This window comes from Mycobacterium sp. NGS63 (assembly GCF_059812295.1).
On record NZ_JCALCJ010000004.1, the window covers coordinates 646,762 to 665,998 of the forward strand.

Consider the following 19,237-nt stretch of genomic DNA (forward strand, 5'->3'; position numbering starts at 1 on the left):
TCACGCCTCCAGGTAGGCGGCCAGCGCGTTGGTCAGGCCCCGCCGCGCCATGTCGAGGTCGGCGTAGGAGCCCAGCTGGCGCTCCGACACCAGGCCGCGCATCGCGCCGGGGATGAGGGCGGCCACCTCGCGGACGCGGTCCGGGTCGACGTCCAGGCCGGCGAAGGCGTGCTGGCAGGTCTCGAGCCAGCTCTTGCCCCACGAGAACAACTCGGCGGCGGTGCGCGGGTAGAGGCGCTCGAGCTCGCGGGGGTCGCGGGGGAGCGCGGCGCGCAGGTTTTCGATCGCGCGGGAATCCGCGGAGGCCAGGCCGTGGTAGAGGGTGTCGATGATCGCGCCGACCCGTTCCCGAAGTGGGACGTCGCACGGTTGCGGCGTGGAGAACGTCGCGGCGCGCCGCTCGGCGGTGCGGTGCAGCACGGCGGCCCAGAACCCGTCGGTGTCGCCGAACTGGTACTGCACCGCGCCCCAGGTCGCCCCGATGTCCTTGGCGATGCGATTGGCCGACACCGAGCCGGGCTCGCCCGAGGCCAGCGACTTGAGCGCCGCCTCGAGCATGCTCTCGCGCGTCGCGTGGCCGCGCCGGTTGGGGCGCCTGCCGGAGACCTTGGTTTCGGCCACCCGCCTAGCCTAACATTTTCATAGAGGGTACTGTGATTCTATGGCTAAGCCGCCGCTGCCGATGACGCCGACGGGATGGTTCCAGGTCGCCTGGTCCGACGAGATCGGCGCCGGCGATGTGCACAAGATGAAGTACTTCGACCAGGAGATGGTCGCCTGGCGCGCCGAGTCCGGCGAGCTGACCGTGATGAACGCCTACTGCGAGCACCTCGGCGCGCACCTGGGCTACGGCGGCCAGGTCGTCGGCGAGGTGTTGCAGTGCCCGTTCCACGGGTGGCAGTGGAATTCCGACGGCCGCAACGTCTGCATCCCGTATCAGGACCGGCCCAACCGCGGCCGGCGCATCCGCACCTACCCCGTGGTCGAGCGCAACGAGTCCGTCTACATCTGGCACGACGCGCAGCGCCGCGAGCCGTTCTTCGACGCGCCCGACGTGTTCGCCTCGTTCGGCGACGGCAGTGGCGCCGGCGACTACTACGCGCAGCAGCGGCTGTACCGGCCGGCCCTGGAACTGCATCCGCAGTACGTGCTCGAAAACGGCGTGGACTTCGCGCATTTCAAGTACGTGCACCACACCCCGATCGTGCCGGTGTTCACCCGCCACGACTTCGCCGAGCCGGTGTCATTCGTCGACTTCACCATCACCTTCGAGGGCGACGGCGGCCAGAAGATCGAGGACGTCAACAGCGGCGTGCAGGCCATCAACGGCGGGCTGGGCATCGCGGTGACCAAGAGCTGGGGGATGGTCGACAACCGCACCATCTCGGCGGTCACCCCCGTCGACGACTGCACCTCCGACGTCCGGTTCATGGTCTACATCGGGCGGACCCCGGGCAAGGACCCGGCCCGGGCCGAGCTCAGGGCCGCCGAATTCGGGCGGGAGGTGATCCGGCAGTTCGAGCAGGACATCGAGATCTGGCGGCACCAGCGCTACTCGGACCCGCCGGCGCTGGCTCCCGACGAGTACGAGGGCTTCACCGCAATCCGCAAGTGGGCCAAGCAGTTCTACCCCGAGGCATTCGCAGCGCAGAAAGGCTGAACTTCGATGAACGCACCGATCCGCGTCTTCCAGGTGGCCACCGGAAACGTCGGCAAGGAGATGATCAAGCGGCTCGCCACGCAGCCCGACCTGGAACTCGTTGGCGTGCACTGCTATTCGCCGGAGAAGATCGGGCAGGACGCCGGCGATATCGCGGGCATCGGACCCAACGGGGTGAAGGCCACCGGCACCATCGACGAGATCATCGCGGCCAAGCCGGACGTGCTGACCTTCCACGGGGTGTTTCCCGACGAGGACCTCTACGTCAAAGTGCTCGAGGCGGGCATCAACATCGTCACCACCGCCGACTGGATCACCGGGTGGCACCGCGACACGAACCACCCGCACCCGTCGGGCAAGCCGGTGACCCGGCTGTTGGCCGAGGCCTGCGAGAGGGGCGGCGCGACGTTCTACGGCACCGGCATGAACCCCGGCGTCAACCAGATCCTCGGCGTGGTGTGCTCGGCCGACGTCGCCGAGATCGAGAACATCACCACCATTGAGTCCGTCGACGTGTCGTGTCACCACTCCAAGGACACCTGGATCGAGGTGGGCTACGGCCAGCCGGTCGACGATCCGGAAATCCCGTCGAAGCTGGAGAAGTACACGCGGGTGTTCGCCGACAGCGTGCTGATGATGGCCGACTGCTTCGATTTGCCGCTGGACGAGGTGAAGTTCAGCTACGAGCTGGGCGCGTGCACCAAGGACGTCGACCTGGGCTGGTACACCCTGCCCAAGGGCTCGCTGGGCGGCAATTACATCCGCTACCAGGGGATGGTCAACGGGGTTCCGCGCGTCGAGACGCACCTGGAGTGGCAGATGACCCCGCACACCGACCCGAGCTGGAACATCAAGGGCTGCTACATCACCCAGATCAAGGGCGATCCCTGCATCTACAACAAGCACATGATCTTCCCCAGGCCCGGCGTCGACCTGTCCAATCCGGACAGCTTCGCGTCCATCGGCATGACCGTCACGGGCATGCCCGCGCTGGCCTCGATCAGGTCGGTGGTGGCGGCGCCACCGGGGCTGATCACCAGCGCCGACCTGCCGCTGCGCGGGTTCGCCGGGCGGTTCAAGAGGTAGCCGGGGCATCAACCGGGCTCGTCGTCGTCGTCGATGAGGCGTTCGGGGTGGTGGTAGTCGTTGGTGCGCTTCTGCCCTCGGTCCAGGTCGGGCGGCGGAATCCACTCGGTCTGCCCGTTGGGCAGTTTCCGCGTCCGCCAACCCATTTCGATCAGCTTGTGGTTGGGCGGGCAGGCGAAGGTGAGCCTGTCCGCGTCGGTCCTGCCTCCGGTGGCCCACTCGTCGATGTGGTGGACCTCCGACCAGTAGCCGGGCACATCGCAGCCCGGGTGGGTGCAACCGCGGTCCTTCGCGTACAGCACGATCCGCTGATCCGGTGACGCGATCCGGCGGGTGCGGCCCAGGTATAACGGGCGTTCCGAATGCTCATCGAAGATGGCGAGGTAATGCCAGGCGTGGCTGGCCATCCGGATCAGGTCGCGCATCGGCAGCAGGGTCCCGCCACCGGTAACGGCGTGTCCCGCGGCCGCCATAAGCTCCGGCAGCGTCGCGGACGCGATGACGGCCACCGGTAACCCGTTGTGCTGGCCCAGTTTCGGATCGCCCAGCTGGCCGCGGACCAGGGCGTTGAGCGCGTCGTGTTGGCGCTGGGCATGGCTGCGCGTGTCCCTGTTCACAAACATCTCGGCGGGTTCGCCCTCCACACAGGGGAATTCGTCATCGGGGTTGCACATGCCGGGCGCCGCGAACCGCGCGAACCAGGCGTCGAGGTTGGCGCGCAACTCCGGCGAGGCCACCAGCTTGCCCAGGCTCATCCCGTCCGGGCGCTGACCACACCAGGTGAACCCGCGCCGGCGCGCGCGGTCGGAGTCGGAAAACTTCCCGTCGGGGTTGATCCGCACCGCCCACTGGGTCGCCACCTTCTGCAACTGGTCGGGGCGCAGCTCCCGCGCCTGGCGGGCCAGGAATCGCTCGGACTTCTCCACGACGTCGACCGGAGTCACCTCCGGCAGTTCGCGGAAGAACGCCTGGATCACCCGCAGGTGCTGCCCGTCGAGCATCCCCTCGCGCCAGGCCTGGGCGGTCGCGGGCAGCTCGGGCGGCAACTCCTGGCCGGTGAGCGTCAATCGCGGCGAGAGCTGTTGGGCGTCGCGGAGCCGGCGGCCCGCCTCGGCGCAGCTGATCCGCAGCCAGTCCGCGATCACCTTGTGGACCGGACCGCCGACGTCGGCGGGATCCTCCTTGTCCAGGCCGGCCATCACGTCGTGGCTGACCGCGGTCTGCAGCCGCCGTGAGGTCTCCATGCGCTCCAGCGCGCGCAGCCGGATGGGCGGGGCCAGGGCGCCGAAGTCGAGCCCGGCGATGGTGGCCACGGCGGCGTCGAGCGCGTCGAACGCGGCGGCGACCTCCGGCGGGACAGCTATCGAACGCATGTTCGAACTCTATGCCGACGGCGCCGCCCCCGCCATCGGAAACCCGGCGCCTGTGGATGAATAGCCAACTGTTGACAAAGCACCCAGCTACGATGCGGCACCATGAAGCGCCGGATTCTCGTGCTAGGAGCCGCGCTTTTCGCCGCCCTGTCGACCGGTCTGGCGCCGCTGGCAGGCGCCGGTGACGACGACACCGCGTTTCTCAACGCCGCCCACGACCGCGGCATCACCATGGAGCACGGCGACCAAGAGCTGATCAGCTTCGCGCACAATGTCTGCCGATTGCTGAGCGACGGCTACGGCATAAACGCGCTCGTGGACAGCGACGAATTGCATGAGACCAACGGGATATCGGACGACGACGTGAGGTTCATGGTCGAGGCGGCTGCCGCCTCTTACTGCCCCGAGTATGCGCAGCGCTAATCAGGCGTTCGGGCAAAGATCGGCGACCGCGTAGCCCACCAGATCGTTGGCTTGCTCCGGCGTGAGGCCATTCGCGCCCAGCGTGGCGTCGGAGCGTTGCAGCGCAATGCCCACCAGCTCCGCCGGCGAAGCGCCGTACGTGATCTGGCTGCACAATTTCTGGCCCACCTGCAACAGCTCGGCGTCGCCGCCGTCGACGTCATGGATACCGACGTTGTGCAGATGGTTGAGATAACTTGTGGCGTCGGCGTGAGCCGGCGCGGCCCAGGCCAATCCGGCAATCAGCAGGCGGCCGGTAATCGCCGCGAAACCCATTGATCGTGCCGCCATAGCTCATCTCCAGAATTGGCTGCGTCGAATATCAGAATACCGCTGTCAACTGTGAAACAGCTTCCAAATTCCAAGCCGCTCAACCCCCCGGGCTAGGGTGAAGCCATGCGGGTAGGCGTGCTGGGATCCAAGGGCAGAGTCGGTTCGACGATGGTGGCGGCCGTGCGGGCCGCCGAGGATCTGACCCTGTCCGCGGAGGTGGACGCCGGCGACGCGCTGAGCCTGCTGACCGACGCCGACACCGAGGCCGTCATCGACTTCACCCACCCCGACGTCGTAATGGGCAACCTGGAGTTCCTGATCGGCAACGGAATTCACGCCGTGGTGGGCACGACGGGCTTCACCGAGGAGCGCCTCGGGCAGGTGGAGAAGTGGCTCGCCGGCACTGACACGTCGGTGCTGATCGCGCCGAACTTCGCGATCGGGGCGGTGCTGTCGATGCATTTCGCGAGGCAGGCCGCGCCGTTCTTCGACTCCGCGGAGGTCATCGAGCTGCACCACCCGCACAAGGCCGACGCCCCGTCGGGCACCGCGGCGCGCACCGCGAAGCTGATCGCCGAGGCGCGAAAAGGCATGCCGCCCAACCCCGATGCCACCAGCACCAGCCTCGAAGGGGCCCGCGGCGCCGACGTCGACGGCATCCCGGTGCACTCGGTGCGGCTGGCCGGGCTGGTCGCCCACCAGGAGATCCTGTTCGGCACCGAGGGCGAGACGCTGACCATCCGCCACGACAGCCTGGACCGCACGTCGTTCGTGCCCGGCGTGCTGCTGGCCGTGCGGCGCATCCGGGAACGCCCCGGCCTCACGGTCGGCCTGGAACCCTTGCTCAACCTCCAATGACCAAGGCGCTGCGCATCCAGCTGCTGATCGCGTTCCTGTGCGTGGCGATGCTGGTGTACTTCGCGCTGCTCGGCCACCTGGCCATCGCGATGATCGGCTCGGGCCGGGCCGCCGCCGTGGGCCTGGGCGCGGCGCTGTTGGTGATGCCGTTGATCGGGCTGTGGGCGATGGTCGCCACCCTGCGCGCCGGGTTCGCCCACCAGAGGCTGGCCCGCCTGATCGCCGACGACGGGCTGGAACTCGACACCAGCGCGCTGCCGCGGCGTCCCTCGGGCCGCCTCGAGCGGGACGCGGCCGACGCGCTGTTCGCCACGGTGCGCACCGAGGTGGAGGCGGCGCCCGACGACTGGCGGCGCTGGTACCGGCTGGCCCGTGCCTACGACTACGCCGGCGATCGGCGGCGCGCGCGGGAAGCCATGAAGACGGCCGTCGAACTGCAGGCCGGTCGGTGAGCAAGACGCTGCTGGTGGTGCACCACACCCCGTCGCCGGGCACCCGCGAACTGCTGGAGGCCGTGCTGGCCGGCGCCAACGACCCCGAGATCGAGGGCGTGGACGTGGTTTCGCGCCCGGCGCTGGCCGCGACGCTACCGGACATGCTCGGCGCCGACGGCTACCTGTTCGGCACCACGGCCAACTTCGGCTACATGTCCGGGGCGCTCAAGCACTTCTTCGACACGGTCTACTACCCGAGCCTCGACCACGTCGCCGGCAGGCCCTACGGCCTGTGGGTGCACGGCAACAACGACACCGTCGGCGCGGCGGCCGCCGTCGGCAAGTTGGCCACGGGGCTGTCGCTGAGCCAGGCCGCCGACGTGCTCGAGATCGTCGGCGGCGTCGACGCCGCGGCGCGCGAACGGGCCTACGAGCTGGGCGGGACGCTCGCCGCGACGCTGATGGAGTGACCTACTGATAGGTCGGCCGGAACGCATCGGCGGGCTGGGCCAGGGCCAGCGCCGTGCTGGTGCCCAGCGGCCCGTGCCGGTCGAACAGGATGGCGCTCCCCGTGGCGACGCCGTCGGTGCCGTAGTGGGTTTGGGCCGCCAGGCCGAGGAATTCGCCGTCGGGCAGCCGGCTCGCGGTGACGGTGTAGTCGGCGTTGATGTAGCGCAATCCGCCGGTGCCCCAATGGGTGAGCGAGCTGGTGCAGTCGCCGGCGAACGCCAGGCGAACGAACGGCGTGAGCGGGAAGCCTGCCACCATCGGCCGGAACAGCCGCGCCCACGCGAACTTCTGGGAATGGGCCTGCTCCCACTCGCCGGCCGCGATGCCGGGGGTGCCGTCGAGGGTGGCCCCATAGCCCCAGATGAGAAACGGCATGTCCGCCGGAAAGCCGTCGGTGCGCGTCGGAAGGGGCGGCATTTCCGCGGGGCCGGACCACACCTGGCCGTCGGGGTGATCGCCGCGCCGCAAGAACAGCGCGCTGGCGCGCGCGACCGTCCGCCCGTTTTGCACCAACGCGCCGTCGACGAGCCGGATGCGCCGCCCCTCCCGCTGCACCGAGGTCTCGATCCGCACCGGCTCGAGCAGGACCGGGCGCAGCAGGTCGACGGTCAGCCGCGCCGGCTGAAAGTCGGGATCGATGCCCGATCGCTCTATCCCCCAACCCAACAGGCCGCCGACGATCTGGCCGCCCATCGCCGCGCCCCACGGACCGCGCGTCATCGGGCCCGGCACGTAGGAGTCGCCGTCGACAGTGAAGAACGCCTCGGGCATGATGGCGGAATCGTCGATCGTCACCGCTATCACGATAGGACACCGGAGAGTAGGGACCGGGCATGCCTGCAGTGATCGAAATTCCGCGGGATCACAACCCATTCCCGACGGCCGGGGTGTCCCGTTCGGCCGACGGCATCCCGCGCTACGACGGGCTGCCCGCGACCCTGCTGGACATGCTCGCCGAGCAGGTCGACCTGCGCCCGGACAGCGAGGTGCTGGTCGAGCTGGGCGGCGGCCGGCTGACCTACCGGCAGCTCTGGGATCGCGCGGCGCGGGTCGCCGGCGGCCTGCGCGCGGCCGGACTGAAGCCCGGCGACCGTGTTGCCGTGCGCCACCCCGCGGGGATCGACTGGGTGCTGGCGTTCTGGGGCACGGTGATGGCCGGCGGCGTTGCCGTGGCGGTCAATACGCGCTCGGCGCGACCGGAGGTCGAGTTCGTCCTGTCGGACTCCGGCGCGCGGGTGGACCTGGCCGCGGACGCGCCGCTGCCCGACGGCCGGCCGTACGTCACGGAGCGACTCGGCCGCGCCGACGTGGCCGCACTGTTCTACACGTCGGGCACCACCGGCCACCCCAAGGGCGTGCCCACCACCCACGAGGCGTTTCTGACCAACACCGAGAACGCGATCCGCTGCCTCGATCAGCCGCGGGATCTCGGTGAGGCGATGCGCACCCTGATCTCGGTGCCGCTGTTCCACGTGACCGGCTGCAACTCACAGCTTTTGGTCGCCACCCGCCTCGGGGGCGCGTCGGTGATCATGCCCGCGCTCAACCTCGACGAGTTGATCGCCGCGCTGAGCGCCGAACGCATCTCGGTCATGGTGACCGTCCCGGCGATCTACGCCCTGATGCTGCGGCACAAGGACTTTGGCGGCGCCGACGTGTCCGGCGTGCGGTGGGTCGGTTACGGCGGGGCGCCGATCGCGCCGTCGTTGGTGAGCTCGGTGAAGGCGGCGTTTGCGGGAGCCACCGTGTTCAACGGGTACGGCATGACCGAGACCGCCTCCCTGATGACCGCGCTGCCGGACCGCGACGCCGTCGAGCACGCCGACTCGGTCGGCTATGCGGTGCCCTCGGTGGATCTGGGCATGGTCCCGTTCGCCGGCGACGAGCCGGGGGTGGGGGAGCTGGTCGCGCGCGGCGCGAATGTCACTGCGGGCTACTGGAATCGGCCGGATGCCGACTCGGCGACCTTCGCCGACGGCTGGCTGCACACCGGTGACGTGGTCCGCATCGACGACGCGGGGCGGGTGCACATCGTCGACCGGCTCAAGGACATCATCAACCGGGGTGGCGAGAACGTGTCCAGCGTCGAGGTCGAAGCGGCGCTGTTGGGGGCGCCCAACGTGGCCGACGCCTGCGTGCTGGCGGTGTCCGACGAGGTGATGGGGGAAAAGGTGGGCGCGGTCCTCGTCGCCGGCGACGGCGAGATCGACGTGCGGGCGGTGCTCGAGCACTGCCGTGCCCAGCTGGCCGACTTCAAGGTCCCCCAATACGTCGCCGTGGTGGGTGAGGCGTTGCCGCGCAACGCCGGCGGCAAGCTCCTCAAGGGCCAGCTGCGCGGGCAGGTGCGGTGGGGCGACCCGCTCCGATGACCGCCGCGCTGCTGATCGCCAACCGCGGTGAGATCGCGCTGCGAATCATCCGCACCGCGATCGAGCTGGGCATCCGCACGGTGGCGGTCTACGCCGAAGACGACGCCGACAGCCCCCACGTGCACGCCGCCGACGAAGCGATCGGCCTGCCGGGCACCGGGCCGGGCGCCTACCTCGACCACGCCGAGCTGCTGGCCGCGGCCAAGACGTCGGGCGCCGAGCTGATCCACCCGGGCTACGGGTTCCTCTCCGAGAACGCCGAATTCGCCCGCGCCTGCGCGTCCGCCGGCTACACGTTCGTGGGGCCGGATGCCGGCGTGCTGGAGTTGGTCGGCAACAAGTCGTCGGCCCGCGCGGCCGCGGCGGCAGCCGATGTCCCGGTGCTGCCCGCGACCGAGGGGCCGAGCAGTGTCGAGGACATCAGGGCGTTCTTCGGCGCCCGGGGCGGGGCGGTCATGATCAAGGCCCTCGCCGGCGGCGGCGGTCGCGGAATGCGCAAGGTGCGCAACGCCGACGAGGTCGACGCCGCCTACCGGCACTGCGCGGCGGAGGCCCGGCTCGGGTTCGGCGATCCCGCGCTGTTCGCCGAGGCGGTCCTCGACGCCGCCCGGCACATCGAGGTCCAGGTGGTGGGCGCGGCGGCCGGGCACCAGACGCACGCGCTGGCGCTCGGCGACCGCGACTGCAGCATCCAGCGGCGCTATCAGAAGCTGGTCGAAATCGCTCCGGCGCAGGGGCTTTCGGACGGGCTGCGCCGCGCCCTGCACCAGGCGGCGGTGCGGTTGTGCGCCAGGGTCGGCCTGCGCGGGCTGGCCACCGTCGAGTTCCTGGTCACCGGCGACGAGTTCGTGTTCCTCGAGATCAACCCGCGCATCCAGGTCGAGCACACGGTGACCGAGGAGACCACCGGTGTGGACCTGGTGGCCGTGCAGCTGGCCATCGCCGGCGGCGCGTCGTACTACCAGCTGGGGCTGCCGGCCGGAATCGCCTCGGACGGAATCGAAGTCATGGGGGAGCCGGCCGCGCGGCGGGGCATCGCGATCCAGGCCCGCGTCAACATGGAGACCTTCGCCGCCGACGGGTCGGTGGTCCCGGCCGCGGGCACTTTGACGGAATTCTCGCCGCCGAGCGGTCCCGGTGTCCGCGTCGACACCTATGGCCGGCCGGGCCTGGTCACCAGTCCGCGCTACGACTCGCTGCTGGCCAAGGTCATCACCCAGGTGCGCGGGCCGTCGTGGGCCGCGGCGGTGCGCAAGGCCCGAACCGCGCTCGGCGAATTCGCCATCGAGGGCGTCGGCACCAACCTCGCGTTCCTGCGAGAGCTGCTCGGCGACAACCAGATCCAGTCCGGCTGGGTGACGACGGACTTCCTCGACGACAAGCTCCCCGAGCTGGCGGCCGCCGCGCTGTCGCACCAGCACGACGTCCGTGCGGCGCCCGTCGAGCTGTACCCGGGCGAGGAGGCGCTGCGCGCGCAATTGGCCGGCACCGTGGTCGAGGTGGCGGCGGAGGGCACCGAGGTTGTCGCCGGCGCGCAATTGGTCGTCCTCGAGGCGATGAAGATGCAACACGTGCTGGCCGCGCCGGACGCGCTGCGCACGGTCCGCAGCCTGGTGTCGCCGGGGCAGGTCGTCGGCACCGGGGACGCGCTGCTGGTCTTCGTCCGCACCGGCACCGGCGCCGCGAGCGAATCGGCCTCGGCCGCCATGGATCTGGACCGGCCGCGCGAGGATCTCGACGAGGTGCGCAGGAGGCATCTGCTGACCCTGGACGAGGGCCGCGCGGAGGCCGTCGCCAAGCGGCACGCGCGGGGCCGCCGCACGGCCCGCGAGAACATCGCCGAGTTGGTCGATCCCGGCAGCTTCGTCGAATACGGCGCCCTGGCGATCGCCGCCCAGCGCAGCCGGCGCACCGAAGAGGACCTGATCGCCAACACCCCGGCCGACGGCCTGGTCGCGGGCCTGGCCACCATCGGCGCGGACCGATTCGGGCGGGCGGCGGCCGAGGCCGTCGTCGTGTCCTACGACTACACCGTGCTGGCCGGGACGCAGGGCATGCGCAACCACGCCAAGACCGACCGGGTCTTCGAGCTCGCGGGCCGAAAACGCCTGCCGGTGGTTCTGTTTGCCGAGGGCGGCGGGGGCCGGCCGGGCGACACCGACGTCGGCGGCGCCGCCGGTCTGGACGTGCCGACCTTCCGGATGCTGTCCGGGCTGTCCGGCCGGGTCCCGCTGGTCTCGATCGTCTCGGGCCGGTGCTTCGCCGGCAACGCGGCGCTGGCCGGCGTGTGCGACGTGATCATCGCGACCCCGGACGCCAACATCGGCATGGGCGGTCCGGCCATGATCGAGGGCGGCGGGCTGGGCGTGTACCCGCCGGAGGCGATCGGCCCGATCGACGTGCAGCGCCACAACGGCGTGGTGAGCCTGGTCGCCCGCGACGAGGCGCACGCGGTGTCGCTGGCCAAGCAGTACCTGTCGTACTTCCAGGGCCGCACGCACAGCTGGGAGGCGCCGGATCCGCGGCTGGCCCGACACGTGGTGCCGGAGAACCGGTTACGGGCCTACGACGTGCGGCGCGCAATCGAGTCGATCGTCGACGTCGGGTCCGTCCTGGAGCTGCGCCCCGACTACGGCGTCGGGATCGTCACCGCGCTGGTACGCGTCGAGGGCGTGGCGTACGGGCTGATCGCCAACAGCACCCACCACCTCGGCGGCGCGATCGACGCCGAGGCGGCCGACAAGGCGGGCGACTTCCTCGCATTGTGCGAATCGTTTGGGCTGCCGGTCGTCTCGCTGTGCGACACCCCCGGTTTCATGGTCGGGCCGGACGCGGAGAAGGACGCCGCGGTGCGCCGCTTCGGCCGGATGTTCGTCCTCGGGGCGAAGCTGACGGTGCCGGTGGGGATGATCATCCTGCGCAAGGGTTACGGGCTGGGCGCGATGGCGATGGCCGGCGGGTCGTTTCGGGCCCCGCAGTTCACCGTGGCCTGGCCGACCGGGGAGATCGGCGGCATGGGCCTCGAAGGCGCCGTGCGCCTCGGGTTCAGCAAAGAGCTTGCGGCCGAGGCGGATCCGGTCGAGCGCCAGAGACTATTCGACAAGCTGGTCGCCGCGGCCTATCAGCACGGCAAGGCGCTGCGGTCGGCCACCACCTTCGAACTCGACGACGTCATCGACCCCGCAGACTCCCGGGCCTGGATCACCAGGCTCCCGGGAGGCCGGGGGTGAACCGCTATGCGGCGACGGCCCCGGCCGCCACCAATATTTTCGTGAGGGTTAATTTCGCTGACATGCGGCTCGCATACCACAAGGCGCCACGTGTAAAACATCCTTGGGGCGAACGGCGATCGTTCGTTTCCGCGCAACGGAAGGCATACCACGATGACCTCACAGGATCTGAGCGGCCGCACCGCGATCATCACCGGCGCCTCGCGCGGAATCGGGCTGGCGATCGCCCAGCAACTCGCCGCCGCCGGCGCCGATGTGGTGCTGACCGCCCGTAAGCAGGAGGCCGCGGAGGCGGCCGCGGCGCAAGTCGGCGACAAGGCGCTGGGCGTCGGCGCACACGCCGTCGACGAGGACGCCGCGCGGCGCTGCGTCGATCTGGCGCTGGAGCGCTTCGGCAGTGTCGACATCCTGGTCAACAACGCCGGAACCAACCCGGCCTACGGCCCGCTGATCGACCAGGACCACGCCCGCTTCACCAAGATCTTCGAGGTCAACCTGTGGGCGCCGCTGCTGTGGACCTCGCTGGTGGTCAAGTCGTGGATGGGCGAGCACGGCGGGGCAATCGTCAACACCGCCTCGATCGGCGGCCTGCACCAATCGCCGGCGATGGGCATGTACAACGCCACCAAGGCCGCGCTGATCCACGTCACCAAGCAACTGGCGCTGGAACTTTCGCCGCGCGTGCGCGTCAACGCCATCGCGCCCGGGGTGGTGCGCACCCGGCTGGCCGAGGCACTGTGGAAGGATCACGAGGACCCGCTGGCCGCATCGATCGCGCTGGGCCGCATCGGTGAGCCGGTCGACGTGGCGGGCGCGGTGGCCTTTCTGGTGTCCGACGCGGCGAGCTGGATCACCGGGGAGACGATGGTGATCGACGGCGGCCTGTTGCTCGGCGCCGCGCAGGGATTCCAGTCCCGGGGCGACTCGTGAGCACCCCGGACCTCGACGCCCGCATTCGGGCGCTGCTCGACGAGCACGACCCGGCGACCAGCGACGCGCGGGAATTCCTTGGCGCGCAGTACGATGCGGGGCTGGCCTGGGTGCATCTGCCGGAGGGCTTCGGCGGGCTGGGTCTGCCGCGCAAGGCGCAGGAACGCGTCGACGCGCGGCTCGCGGCCGCCGGCGCCCCGGTCGGCGGGACCCCCAAGAACTACATCGGAATGGGCATGGCGGCGCCGACGATCGCGGCGTTCGGCACCGACGAGCAGAAGCGAAAGTTCCTGCGCCCGTTGTTCACCGGTGAGCAGATCTACTGCCAGCTGTTCAGCGAACCGGGCGCCGGCTCGGACCTGGCCGGTGTCGCCACGCGCGCGGTGCGTGACGGTGACGATTGGATCGTCAACGGGCAGAAGGTGTGGACCTCGCAGGCGCAGCACGCGCAGATGGCCATCCTGGTCGCCCGCACCGACCCGACGGTGCCCAAACACCAAGGGCTGACGTACTTCCTGTGCGACATGACCCAACCCGGCGTCGAGGTCCGGCCGCTGCGCCAGATCACCGGCGAGGCGGAGTTCAACGAGGTGTTCCTCACCGATGTCCGGGTGCCCGACGCCAACCGGCTCGGTCCCGAGGGCGGCGGCTGGCGGGTCGCGACGACCACGCTCAACAACGAGCGCATCGCGATCGGCTCCCGCTCCGGCGCCCCGCGGGAAGCCGGCCACATCGGCAAGGTCGCCGCGGCCTGGCGCGACGAGCCGGCGCTGCGCAATCCCGCCATGCACGACGAGCTGATGCGGCTGTGGGTGGACGCGGAGGTGCTGCGGCTCACCGGTGAACGGCTGCGGCAGCAGGCCAGCACGGGTCAGCCCGGGCCCGAAGGCGCCGGCATGAAGGTGGCCTTCGCCCGCCTGGCGCAGGCGATCTCGGGATTCGAGATCGAGTTGCACGGCGAAGCGGGGTTGCGCTACGACGACTGGACGATGCGCCGGCCCGAGACCGTCGACCTGGTCGGGCGCGAGCCCGGCTACCGCTACTTGCGGGCGCGTGGCAACTCGATCGAGGGCGGCACGTCGGAGATCTTGCGCAACACCATCTCCGAGCGGATCCTCGGGCTGCCCGGTGAACACCGCGTCGACAAGGACGTCGCGTTCAAGGACCTGAACAAGGGGGACCGATGAGCGTCGGCGACCTGCTGTACTCCGACACCGAGGAGGCGTTGCGCGACAGCGTCCGTCAGCTGTTCGCCGACCGCTGCCCGGCGGAGCTGGTGGCGAAAGCCTACGACCAACCACCACATGACTTTTCGCCGCTATGGCGGACGCTGGCGGCCGAGCTGGGGGTGGCGGGTCTGTTGGTGCCGGAGGCGCTCGGCGGCGCCGGCGCGGGTGCCCGGGAAGCCGCCGTCGTCATGGAGGAGATCGGCCGCGCCGTCGCGCCGGTGCCGTTTTTGACCAGCGCGGTGCTCGCCACGGTCGCGCTGCTGGCCGCCGGCGACACCGAAATCCTGCCCGAACTGGCCCGCGGTTCGGTCACCGCGGCGTTGGTGGTTCCGCTGTCGGCGGCCCCCTGGGATCCCTTCTCCGGCTTGACCGTTGGCGCCGACGGCGTGACCGGGTCGGTCAGCAGTGTCGCCGGCGCCGACGCCGCCGACGTGCTGGTGGTGCCGCTCGCGGGCCCCGACGGCCCCGAACTGCACACCGTCGCGCGGACCGCCGCGGCCGTCGAGGTCTCCCCGGTGCTGGCGCTGGACATGACGAGACCCCTTGCGGACGTTCATTTTTCGGCGGCGGAGTCGACGCGGGTGGGTCCGGCGGACGGATCGATTTCCGCGGCGCTGCAGACGGGGGCGGCGCTGCTGGCCTCCGAGCAGCTCGGCCTGGCGCAGTGGTGTTTCGAAACCACGCTCGGCTATGCCAAGCAGCGCAAGCAGTTTGGCCGCGCGATCGGCTCCTACCAGGCGATCAAGCACCGGCTGGCCGACCTGTGGTTCGAGGTCGGGTCGGCCACGGCGGCGGCCCGCTACGCCGCCGACACCCAAGCGCGCGGGGACGAGGATGCCGAGATCTCCGCGAGCATCGCGCAGGCCTACTGCAGCGGCGTCGCGGTGCACGCCGCCGAGGAGTGCGTGCAACTACACGGCGGCATCGGGATGACCTGGGAGTATCCGGCGCACCTGTACCTCAAGCGCGCCAAGGCCGACCAGTTAGCGCTGGGCAGCGCCTACGGTCACCGCGCCCGGTTGGCCCAGTTGGTCGACCTGCCGGCGTCGTGATCCGGCGCGTCGCTGTGGAGCCATAGCTCTTCGGTGCGGTCGTGGAAGGTGACCAGCGCGACGGTGTCGTCGCGGCGGCGCATCGCCGACTTGCTCATGCTGGCCCACACCGCGTGGCCCGCCTTGTGCCGCAGCTCGACGAGGCGCTTGGCGCCCGTGCCGACCAGCGCGACCCACCGGTCGTCGGCCGGCAGGCGGAAGAAGATGTCCTCGAACTCCATCGCCAGGAGCTCGTCGCACGAATAGCCCACCATGTCGCAGAACGGGCCGTTGGCGAACAGGATGCTGCCGACGCGGTCGACCGCCAGGGCCGGGGCCGGTAGCCGTTCCAGGACGATCAACGCGGGCATCCGCTGGAGTTCGTCGATGGGCCCCTGGTCGGGTGGTCTCGGGCTGCGGCGCTCTACTCTCCGATTGTTGACGGCTGCGGGAGTCTTCGTGATCACGGTGTGCCCTTCGTCGCCCTCGCACCCGATGCGGGGATAAGCGCATTCCGGTCTAAATGCGCTGAGCGCAAATATTATGGTAAGGCCGGTGGTAAGTCCATAGTTCGTTAGTCGTATTAGCTATTTGCCACGCGCCCAATTGTTTCGCGTGGTAGTTGGGGATATCGCTCCTGTTTTTCCTAGCACTATTTATTAGCTGACCGTTCACTTTATTCGTCTTGACGCAGCAGACGGGCCCCGCGCAGCAAACTTTCACGCCCGGCTTCGCTAACTCCGTGGCGCTGGGACGAACCGCGGAATGCCGCGGGCAGCAACCGGCCGCCGCAAGCTTCGCTAACTTGGGCCACCGGACGCCTCGGACGCCGGAGAAATTGCCCGCCTTTCGGCGCTCATTAGCGAGCACGGGAACGCGTGTGACGGCTGTTGCGTCCGGTTTTGCCCGACGGGATCAATTCATTCGGGTTAGCGAGGCAGCGCCGAACCGAACGTCTCCGTCATCGCCGCCCAGTGCCGCTCGTCGGCCGCCGCGTCGTAGGGCGGGTTGTCCGGAACCGCGAACCCGTGCGCCGCCGAGTACCACTCGATGGTGTGGGCCACGCCGGCCGCCGTCAGCGCCTTCTCGAGCTGTTCGGCGTGGTCGGCCGTGAAGGACGCGTCGTTCTTTGCGCCGCCCACGTACACCGTCGCGGTCATGCGGTCGGCCAGCAGGTGCGGGCTGTCCTCGCCGTCGGTCACCAGCCCGCCGCCGTGGAACGACGCCGCGGCGCCGACGCGGTCGGGCAGGCGGCCGGCCACCACCACCGAGGTGCGCCCGCCCATGCAGTAGCCGCACACGCCGAACCGGTCCCCGGACACCTCGCGGCGCGCGGCAAGGTAGTCGAAGAAGGCGCCGGCGTCGGCGGCCATCTTGTCGGGCGTGACGCTGCCGATCATCCGGAACAGCCGATTGCGCTCCTTGGCATCGGAGAACACGGTGGCCATGTCGAACGGCGCCCAGTCGCCCCTGCGGTAGTAGACGTCGGGAAGCAGCACGGCATAACCGAATCCGGCCAGCTTGGCGGCCATCTGGTCGAAGGTGTCGCGCACCCCGCCGGCGTCGCAGTACATGACCACGCCAGGCCAGGGGCCCGGGCCCTGGCCGTCGGGGGTGAACAACGCGACGGGGCACGAGCCGTCGGGGGTGGTGACGGTGTCGGTGATCTTCGGCATGGCATCCGTTCTACTCCCCGGCGCCAGAGCTAAGCTGGCCGCGTGCCGATCCCCACCCCCTACGAGGACCTGCTGCGCCTGGTGCTCGAGCGGGGCGCGGCCAAATCCGACCGTACCGGCACCGGGACCCGCAGCCTGTTCGGCCAGCAGCTGCGGTATGACCTGTCGGCCGGCTTCCCGCTGCTGACTACCAAGAAGGTGCATGTCAAATCGGTGGTCTACGAGCTGCTGTGGTTTTTGCGCGGCGACTCCAACGTCGCCTGGCTGCACGAGCACGGCGTCACCATCTGGGACGAATGGGCAAGTGACACAGGCGATCTCGGGCCGATCTACGGCGTACAGTGGCGGTCCTGGCCGACGCCGAACGGCGAGCACGTCGACCAGATCAGCGCTGCGCTCGAGCTGCTGCGCACCGACCCGAACTCGCGGCGCATCATCGTCTCGGCGTGGAACGTCGGCGACATCCCGCAGATGGCGCTGCCGCCGTGTCACGCCTTCTTCCAGTTCTATGTGGCCGACGGGCGGCTGAGCTGCCAGCTCTACCAGCGCAGCGCCGACCTTTTCCTCGGCGTGCCGTTCAACATCGCCAGCTACGCGCTGCTCACCCACATGATGGCCGCCCAGGCCGGCCTGTCGGTGGGCGAGTTCGTCTGGACCGGCGGTGACTGCCACATCTACGACAACCACGTCGAACAGGTGCGCCTCCAGCTCGGCCGCGAACCGCGACCGTACCCGAAACTGCTTCTGGCCCATCGGGATTCGATCTTCGACTACACCTACGACGACGTCGTCGTGCAGAACTACGATCCGCACCCGGCGATCAAAGCCCCCGTCGCAGTATGACGGACCTGGGTCTGGTGTGGGCTCAGTCGACATCCGGCGTCATCGGCCGCGGCGGCGACATCCCGTGGCGCGTGCCGGAGGACCTGGCCCGCTTCAAGCAGGTGACGATGGGCCACACCGTGGTGATGGGCCGGCGGACCTGGGAGTCGCTGCCGGCCCGGGTGCGGCCGCTGCCCGGACGCCGAAACGTGGTGCTCTCGCGCCGGGCCGACTTCGTCGCCGGCGGAGCCGAGGTCGTCGGTTCGCTCGAGGCCGCGTCGGACATTTTCGAGTCAGAATCGCAGACGTGGGTAATCGGGGGTGCGGAGGTCTACCGGCTTGCGCTGCCGCTGGCCACCCGCTGCGAGGTCACCGAGGTCGAAATCGACCTGGTTCGCGACGACGAGGACGCGTTGGCCCCGGTGCTCGACGAGGCCTGGGTGGGCGTGACGGGGGAGTGGCAGAGCAGCCGCACCGGGCTGCGCTACCGCTTCCATAGCTACCGTCGGCCATGAGCGCACGCGGCGACGGCGAGGGCATTACCTGACATACTCGAAAGTCGGGGGTCGGGGCGCACGGGGTCCACCAGGCGTTTCCAGGAGGGGAAATTGGCAGTGATAACCGAACCCGCAAAGACGTTCACCCGCATGTTCCGGGGCTACGACCCGTCGGCGGTTGACGCGCACATCGAGATGCTGACCACCAAGCAGCAGTTGCTCCTCGACGACGTCGAGAGCCTGCGGGCCCGGCTGCAGGAGTCCGGCGACGAGGCGGCCGCCCTGCGCAAGGAGGTCGCCGTCCTCACCGACACGTCACCCTCGCCGCACGCGATGCAAAAGCGGATGGCGAAGATGCTGCGCCGCGCGGTCGACGAGGTTTCCGAGATGCAGGCAGAGGCGCGCGCCGAGGCGGACGCGATGATCGCGGCGGCCGAGGCCGAGATCGAGGCCGAGCGGCGCAAGCATGAAGAGGTGCTGGCGGACCTCGAGGCGCGGCGCAAAGCGATGGAAGCCGAGTACCAGGAAACCAAGGACAAGCTCGAGGCCGAGCTGGCCAGCATGCGCGAGGACGCCGACCAGGCGCGTGAGCAACTGCTGGCCGACGCCCGCCAGAAGGCCGATCACGATCGCGAGCAGGCCCGGCGCGCGGTGGACGAGGCGAGCCGGCAGCGCATCAAAATCCTCGAGCAGTTGATGGGCGTCTACCGCGACCTGGAAGCCGTCCCGGCCGCTCTCGAGTCGGCATACCAGGAACAGAAGAACCCCTCGGACGACAAAGTCGGCGCCGGCTAAGC

At 69.8% G+C, this 19,237-nt stretch carries 20 protein-coding genes; 14 read left to right on the top strand and 6 right to left on the bottom strand.

All coding sequences use genetic code 11. The features are described 5' to 3' along the window. The gene (locus AC5Y4Z_RS13760; RefSeq protein WP_499964838.1) at positions 1–558 is read right to left on the bottom strand and encodes a TetR/AcrR family transcriptional regulator; all 558 of its coding nucleotides are present in this window, start codon (positions 556–558) and stop codon (positions 1–3) included. Between the two features lie 103 nt (positions 559–661). On the opposite strand from AC5Y4Z_RS13760, the gene AC5Y4Z_RS13765 reads away from it, so the two are divergent. Both AC5Y4Z_RS13765 and AC5Y4Z_RS13770 read left to right on the top strand, forming a co-directional pair. Beyond that, on the top strand, positions 662–1,660 hold the full coding sequence (locus AC5Y4Z_RS13765; RefSeq protein WP_499964594.1) for an aromatic ring-hydroxylating dioxygenase subunit alpha: 999 nt from the start codon (positions 662–664) through the stop codon (positions 1,658–1,660). Positions 1,661–1,666: 6 nt separating this feature from the next. Then, positions 1,667–2,746, top strand: a complete 1,080-nt coding sequence (locus AC5Y4Z_RS13770; protein ID WP_499964598.1) for an NAD(P)H-dependent amine dehydrogenase family protein — start codon at positions 1,667–1,669, stop codon at positions 2,744–2,746. Positions 2,747–2,754: 8 nt separating this feature from the next. On the opposite strand, the gene AC5Y4Z_RS13775 is transcribed toward AC5Y4Z_RS13770, so the two are convergent. Then, the gene (locus tag AC5Y4Z_RS13775) at positions 2,755–4,119 is read right to left on the bottom strand and encodes an HNH endonuclease signature motif containing protein (protein WP_499964601.1); all 1,365 of its coding nucleotides are present in this window, start codon (positions 4,117–4,119) and stop codon (positions 2,755–2,757) included. 102 nt (positions 4,120–4,221) lie between these two features. On the opposite strand from AC5Y4Z_RS13775, the gene AC5Y4Z_RS13780 reads away from it, so the two are divergent. Beyond that, positions 4,222–4,542 (top strand): DUF732 domain-containing protein, encoded by a 321-nt coding sequence (locus tag AC5Y4Z_RS13780; RefSeq protein WP_499964604.1) that lies wholly within the window; start codon positions 4,222–4,224, stop codon positions 4,540–4,542. On the opposite strand, the gene AC5Y4Z_RS13785 is transcribed toward AC5Y4Z_RS13780, so the two are convergent. Then, the gene (locus AC5Y4Z_RS13785) at positions 4,543–4,857 is read right to left on the bottom strand and encodes a DUF732 domain-containing protein (protein ID WP_499964606.1); all 315 of its coding nucleotides are present in this window, start codon (positions 4,855–4,857) and stop codon (positions 4,543–4,545) included. Between the two features lie 120 nt (positions 4,858–4,977). On the opposite strand from AC5Y4Z_RS13785, the gene dapB reads away from it, so the two are divergent. From dapB to AC5Y4Z_RS13800, 3 genes are read left to right on the top strand one after another with little or no spacing between them, the layout of a single operon-like run. Beyond that, positions 4,978–5,712, top strand: a complete 735-nt coding sequence (dapB, locus tag AC5Y4Z_RS13790) for a 4-hydroxy-tetrahydrodipicolinate reductase (RefSeq protein ID WP_499964608.1) — start codon at positions 4,978–4,980, stop codon at positions 5,710–5,712. Further along, a complete protein-coding gene (locus AC5Y4Z_RS13795) occupies positions 5,709–6,164 on the top strand; it encodes a hypothetical protein (protein WP_499964612.1) in 456 nt (151 codons plus the stop codon). The genes dapB and AC5Y4Z_RS13795 overlap by 4 nt, the downstream gene beginning before the upstream one ends. Beyond that, complete coding sequence (locus tag AC5Y4Z_RS13800) at positions 6,161–6,616, top strand: flavodoxin family protein (protein ID WP_499964614.1); 456 nt, start codon at positions 6,161–6,163, stop codon at positions 6,614–6,616. The genes AC5Y4Z_RS13795 and AC5Y4Z_RS13800 overlap by 4 nt, the downstream gene beginning before the upstream one ends. A 1-nt stretch (position 6,617) precedes the next feature. Here AC5Y4Z_RS13800 and AC5Y4Z_RS13805 read toward each other — a convergent pair whose 3' ends face one another. Then, positions 6,618–7,451: a thioesterase family protein gene (locus AC5Y4Z_RS13805; protein ID WP_499964616.1), complete on the bottom strand. Its 834-nt coding sequence runs from the start codon at positions 7,449–7,451 to the stop codon at positions 6,618–6,620. 38 nt (positions 7,452–7,489) lie between these two features. Between AC5Y4Z_RS13805 and AC5Y4Z_RS13810 the strand changes: the two genes are divergently transcribed. The 5 genes from AC5Y4Z_RS13810 (at position 7,490) to AC5Y4Z_RS13830 (ending at position 15,466) form a co-directional block, all read left to right on the top strand. Continuing rightward, entirely contained in the window at positions 7,490–9,025 is a 1,536-nt protein-coding gene (locus AC5Y4Z_RS13810) for a class I adenylate-forming enzyme family protein (protein WP_499964619.1), read from the top strand. After that, positions 9,022–12,255 (top strand): acetyl-CoA carboxylase family protein, encoded by a 3,234-nt coding sequence (locus AC5Y4Z_RS13815; protein ID WP_499964622.1) that lies wholly within the window; start codon positions 9,022–9,024, stop codon positions 12,253–12,255. The genes AC5Y4Z_RS13810 and AC5Y4Z_RS13815 overlap by 4 nt, the downstream gene beginning before the upstream one ends. 153 nt (positions 12,256–12,408) lie before the next feature. Further along, positions 12,409–13,185 (top strand): SDR family oxidoreductase, encoded by a 777-nt coding sequence (locus tag AC5Y4Z_RS13820; RefSeq protein ID WP_499964624.1) that lies wholly within the window; start codon positions 12,409–12,411, stop codon positions 13,183–13,185. Then, the gene (locus tag AC5Y4Z_RS13825) at positions 13,182–14,372 is read left to right on the top strand and encodes an acyl-CoA dehydrogenase family protein (protein WP_499964626.1); all 1,191 of its coding nucleotides are present in this window, start codon (positions 13,182–13,184) and stop codon (positions 14,370–14,372) included. The genes AC5Y4Z_RS13820 and AC5Y4Z_RS13825 overlap by 4 nt, the downstream gene beginning before the upstream one ends. Beyond that, on the top strand, positions 14,369–15,466 hold the full coding sequence (locus AC5Y4Z_RS13830) for an acyl-CoA dehydrogenase family protein (RefSeq protein WP_499964629.1): 1,098 nt from the start codon (positions 14,369–14,371) through the stop codon (positions 15,464–15,466). The genes AC5Y4Z_RS13825 and AC5Y4Z_RS13830 overlap by 4 nt, the downstream gene beginning before the upstream one ends. Here AC5Y4Z_RS13830 and AC5Y4Z_RS13835 read toward each other — a convergent pair. Beyond that, entirely contained in the window at positions 15,421–15,912 is a 492-nt protein-coding gene (locus AC5Y4Z_RS13835; RefSeq protein WP_499964632.1) for a PAS domain S-box protein, read from the bottom strand. The genes AC5Y4Z_RS13830 and AC5Y4Z_RS13835 overlap by 46 nt on opposite strands. A 462-nt stretch (positions 15,913–16,374) precedes the next feature. After that, positions 16,375–17,121, bottom strand: a complete 747-nt coding sequence (locus AC5Y4Z_RS13840) for a dienelactone hydrolase family protein (protein WP_499964633.1) — start codon at positions 17,119–17,121, stop codon at positions 16,375–16,377. Between the two features lie 42 nt (positions 17,122–17,163). Here AC5Y4Z_RS13840 and AC5Y4Z_RS13845 point away from each other — a divergent pair, with 42 nt between their 5' ends. From AC5Y4Z_RS13845 to AC5Y4Z_RS13855, 3 genes are all read left to right on the top strand, one after another. Next, the gene (locus AC5Y4Z_RS13845) at positions 17,164–17,964 is read left to right on the top strand and encodes a thymidylate synthase (protein ID WP_499964635.1); all 801 of its coding nucleotides are present in this window, start codon (positions 17,164–17,166) and stop codon (positions 17,962–17,964) included. After that, positions 17,961–18,458: a dihydrofolate reductase gene (locus AC5Y4Z_RS13850; RefSeq protein WP_499964637.1), complete on the top strand. Its 498-nt coding sequence runs from the start codon at positions 17,961–17,963 to the stop codon at positions 18,456–18,458. Before AC5Y4Z_RS13845 ends, AC5Y4Z_RS13850 begins: the two co-directional genes overlap by 4 nt. A 99-nt stretch (positions 18,459–18,557) precedes the next feature. After that, the gene (locus tag AC5Y4Z_RS13855; RefSeq protein WP_499964839.1) at positions 18,558–19,235 is read left to right on the top strand and encodes a cell division protein DivIVA; all 678 of its coding nucleotides are present in this window, start codon (positions 18,558–18,560) and stop codon (positions 19,233–19,235) included. Positions 19,236–19,237: the final 2 nt, after the last annotated feature.

What these genes read in the sequence shown, in the direction of transcription:
- AC5Y4Z_RS13760 (WP_499964838.1), bottom strand. Translation starts at nt 558, where the DNA reads ATGCTCGAGGCGGCGCTCAAGTCGCTGGCCTCGGGCGAGCCCGGCTCG.
- AC5Y4Z_RS13765 (WP_499964594.1), top strand. Translation starts at nt 662, where the DNA reads ATGGCTAAGCCGCCGCTGCCGATGACGCCGACGGGATGGTTCCAGGTC.
- AC5Y4Z_RS13770 (WP_499964598.1), top strand. Translation starts at nt 1,667, where the DNA reads ATGAACGCACCGATCCGCGTCTTCCAGGTGGCCACCGGAAACGTCGGC.
- AC5Y4Z_RS13775 (WP_499964601.1), bottom strand. Translation starts at nt 4,119, where the DNA reads ATGCGTTCGATAGCTGTCCCGCCGGAGGTCGCCGCCGCGTTCGACGCG.
- AC5Y4Z_RS13780 (WP_499964604.1), top strand. Translation starts at nt 4,222, where the DNA reads ATGAAGCGCCGGATTCTCGTGCTAGGAGCCGCGCTTTTCGCCGCCCTG.
- AC5Y4Z_RS13785 (WP_499964606.1), bottom strand. Translation starts at nt 4,857, where the DNA reads ATGGGTTTCGCGGCGATTACCGGCCGCCTGCTGATTGCCGGATTGGCC.
- dapB (WP_499964608.1), top strand. Translation starts at nt 4,978, where the DNA reads ATGCGGGTAGGCGTGCTGGGATCCAAGGGCAGAGTCGGTTCGACGATG.
- AC5Y4Z_RS13795 (WP_499964612.1), top strand. Translation starts at nt 5,709, where the DNA reads ATGACCAAGGCGCTGCGCATCCAGCTGCTGATCGCGTTCCTGTGCGTG.
- AC5Y4Z_RS13810 (WP_499964619.1), top strand. Translation starts at nt 7,490, where the DNA reads ATGCCTGCAGTGATCGAAATTCCGCGGGATCACAACCCATTCCCGACG.
- AC5Y4Z_RS13815 (WP_499964622.1), top strand. Translation starts at nt 9,022, where the DNA reads ATGACCGCCGCGCTGCTGATCGCCAACCGCGGTGAGATCGCGCTGCGA.
- AC5Y4Z_RS13820 (WP_499964624.1), top strand. Translation starts at nt 12,409, where the DNA reads ATGACCTCACAGGATCTGAGCGGCCGCACCGCGATCATCACCGGCGCC.
- AC5Y4Z_RS13830 (WP_499964629.1), top strand. Translation starts at nt 14,369, where the DNA reads ATGAGCGTCGGCGACCTGCTGTACTCCGACACCGAGGAGGCGTTGCGC.
- AC5Y4Z_RS13840 (WP_499964633.1), bottom strand. Translation starts at nt 17,121, where the DNA reads ATGCCGAAGATCACCGACACCGTCACCACCCCCGACGGCTCGTGCCCC.
- AC5Y4Z_RS13850 (WP_499964637.1), top strand. Translation starts at nt 17,961, where the DNA reads ATGACGGACCTGGGTCTGGTGTGGGCTCAGTCGACATCCGGCGTCATC.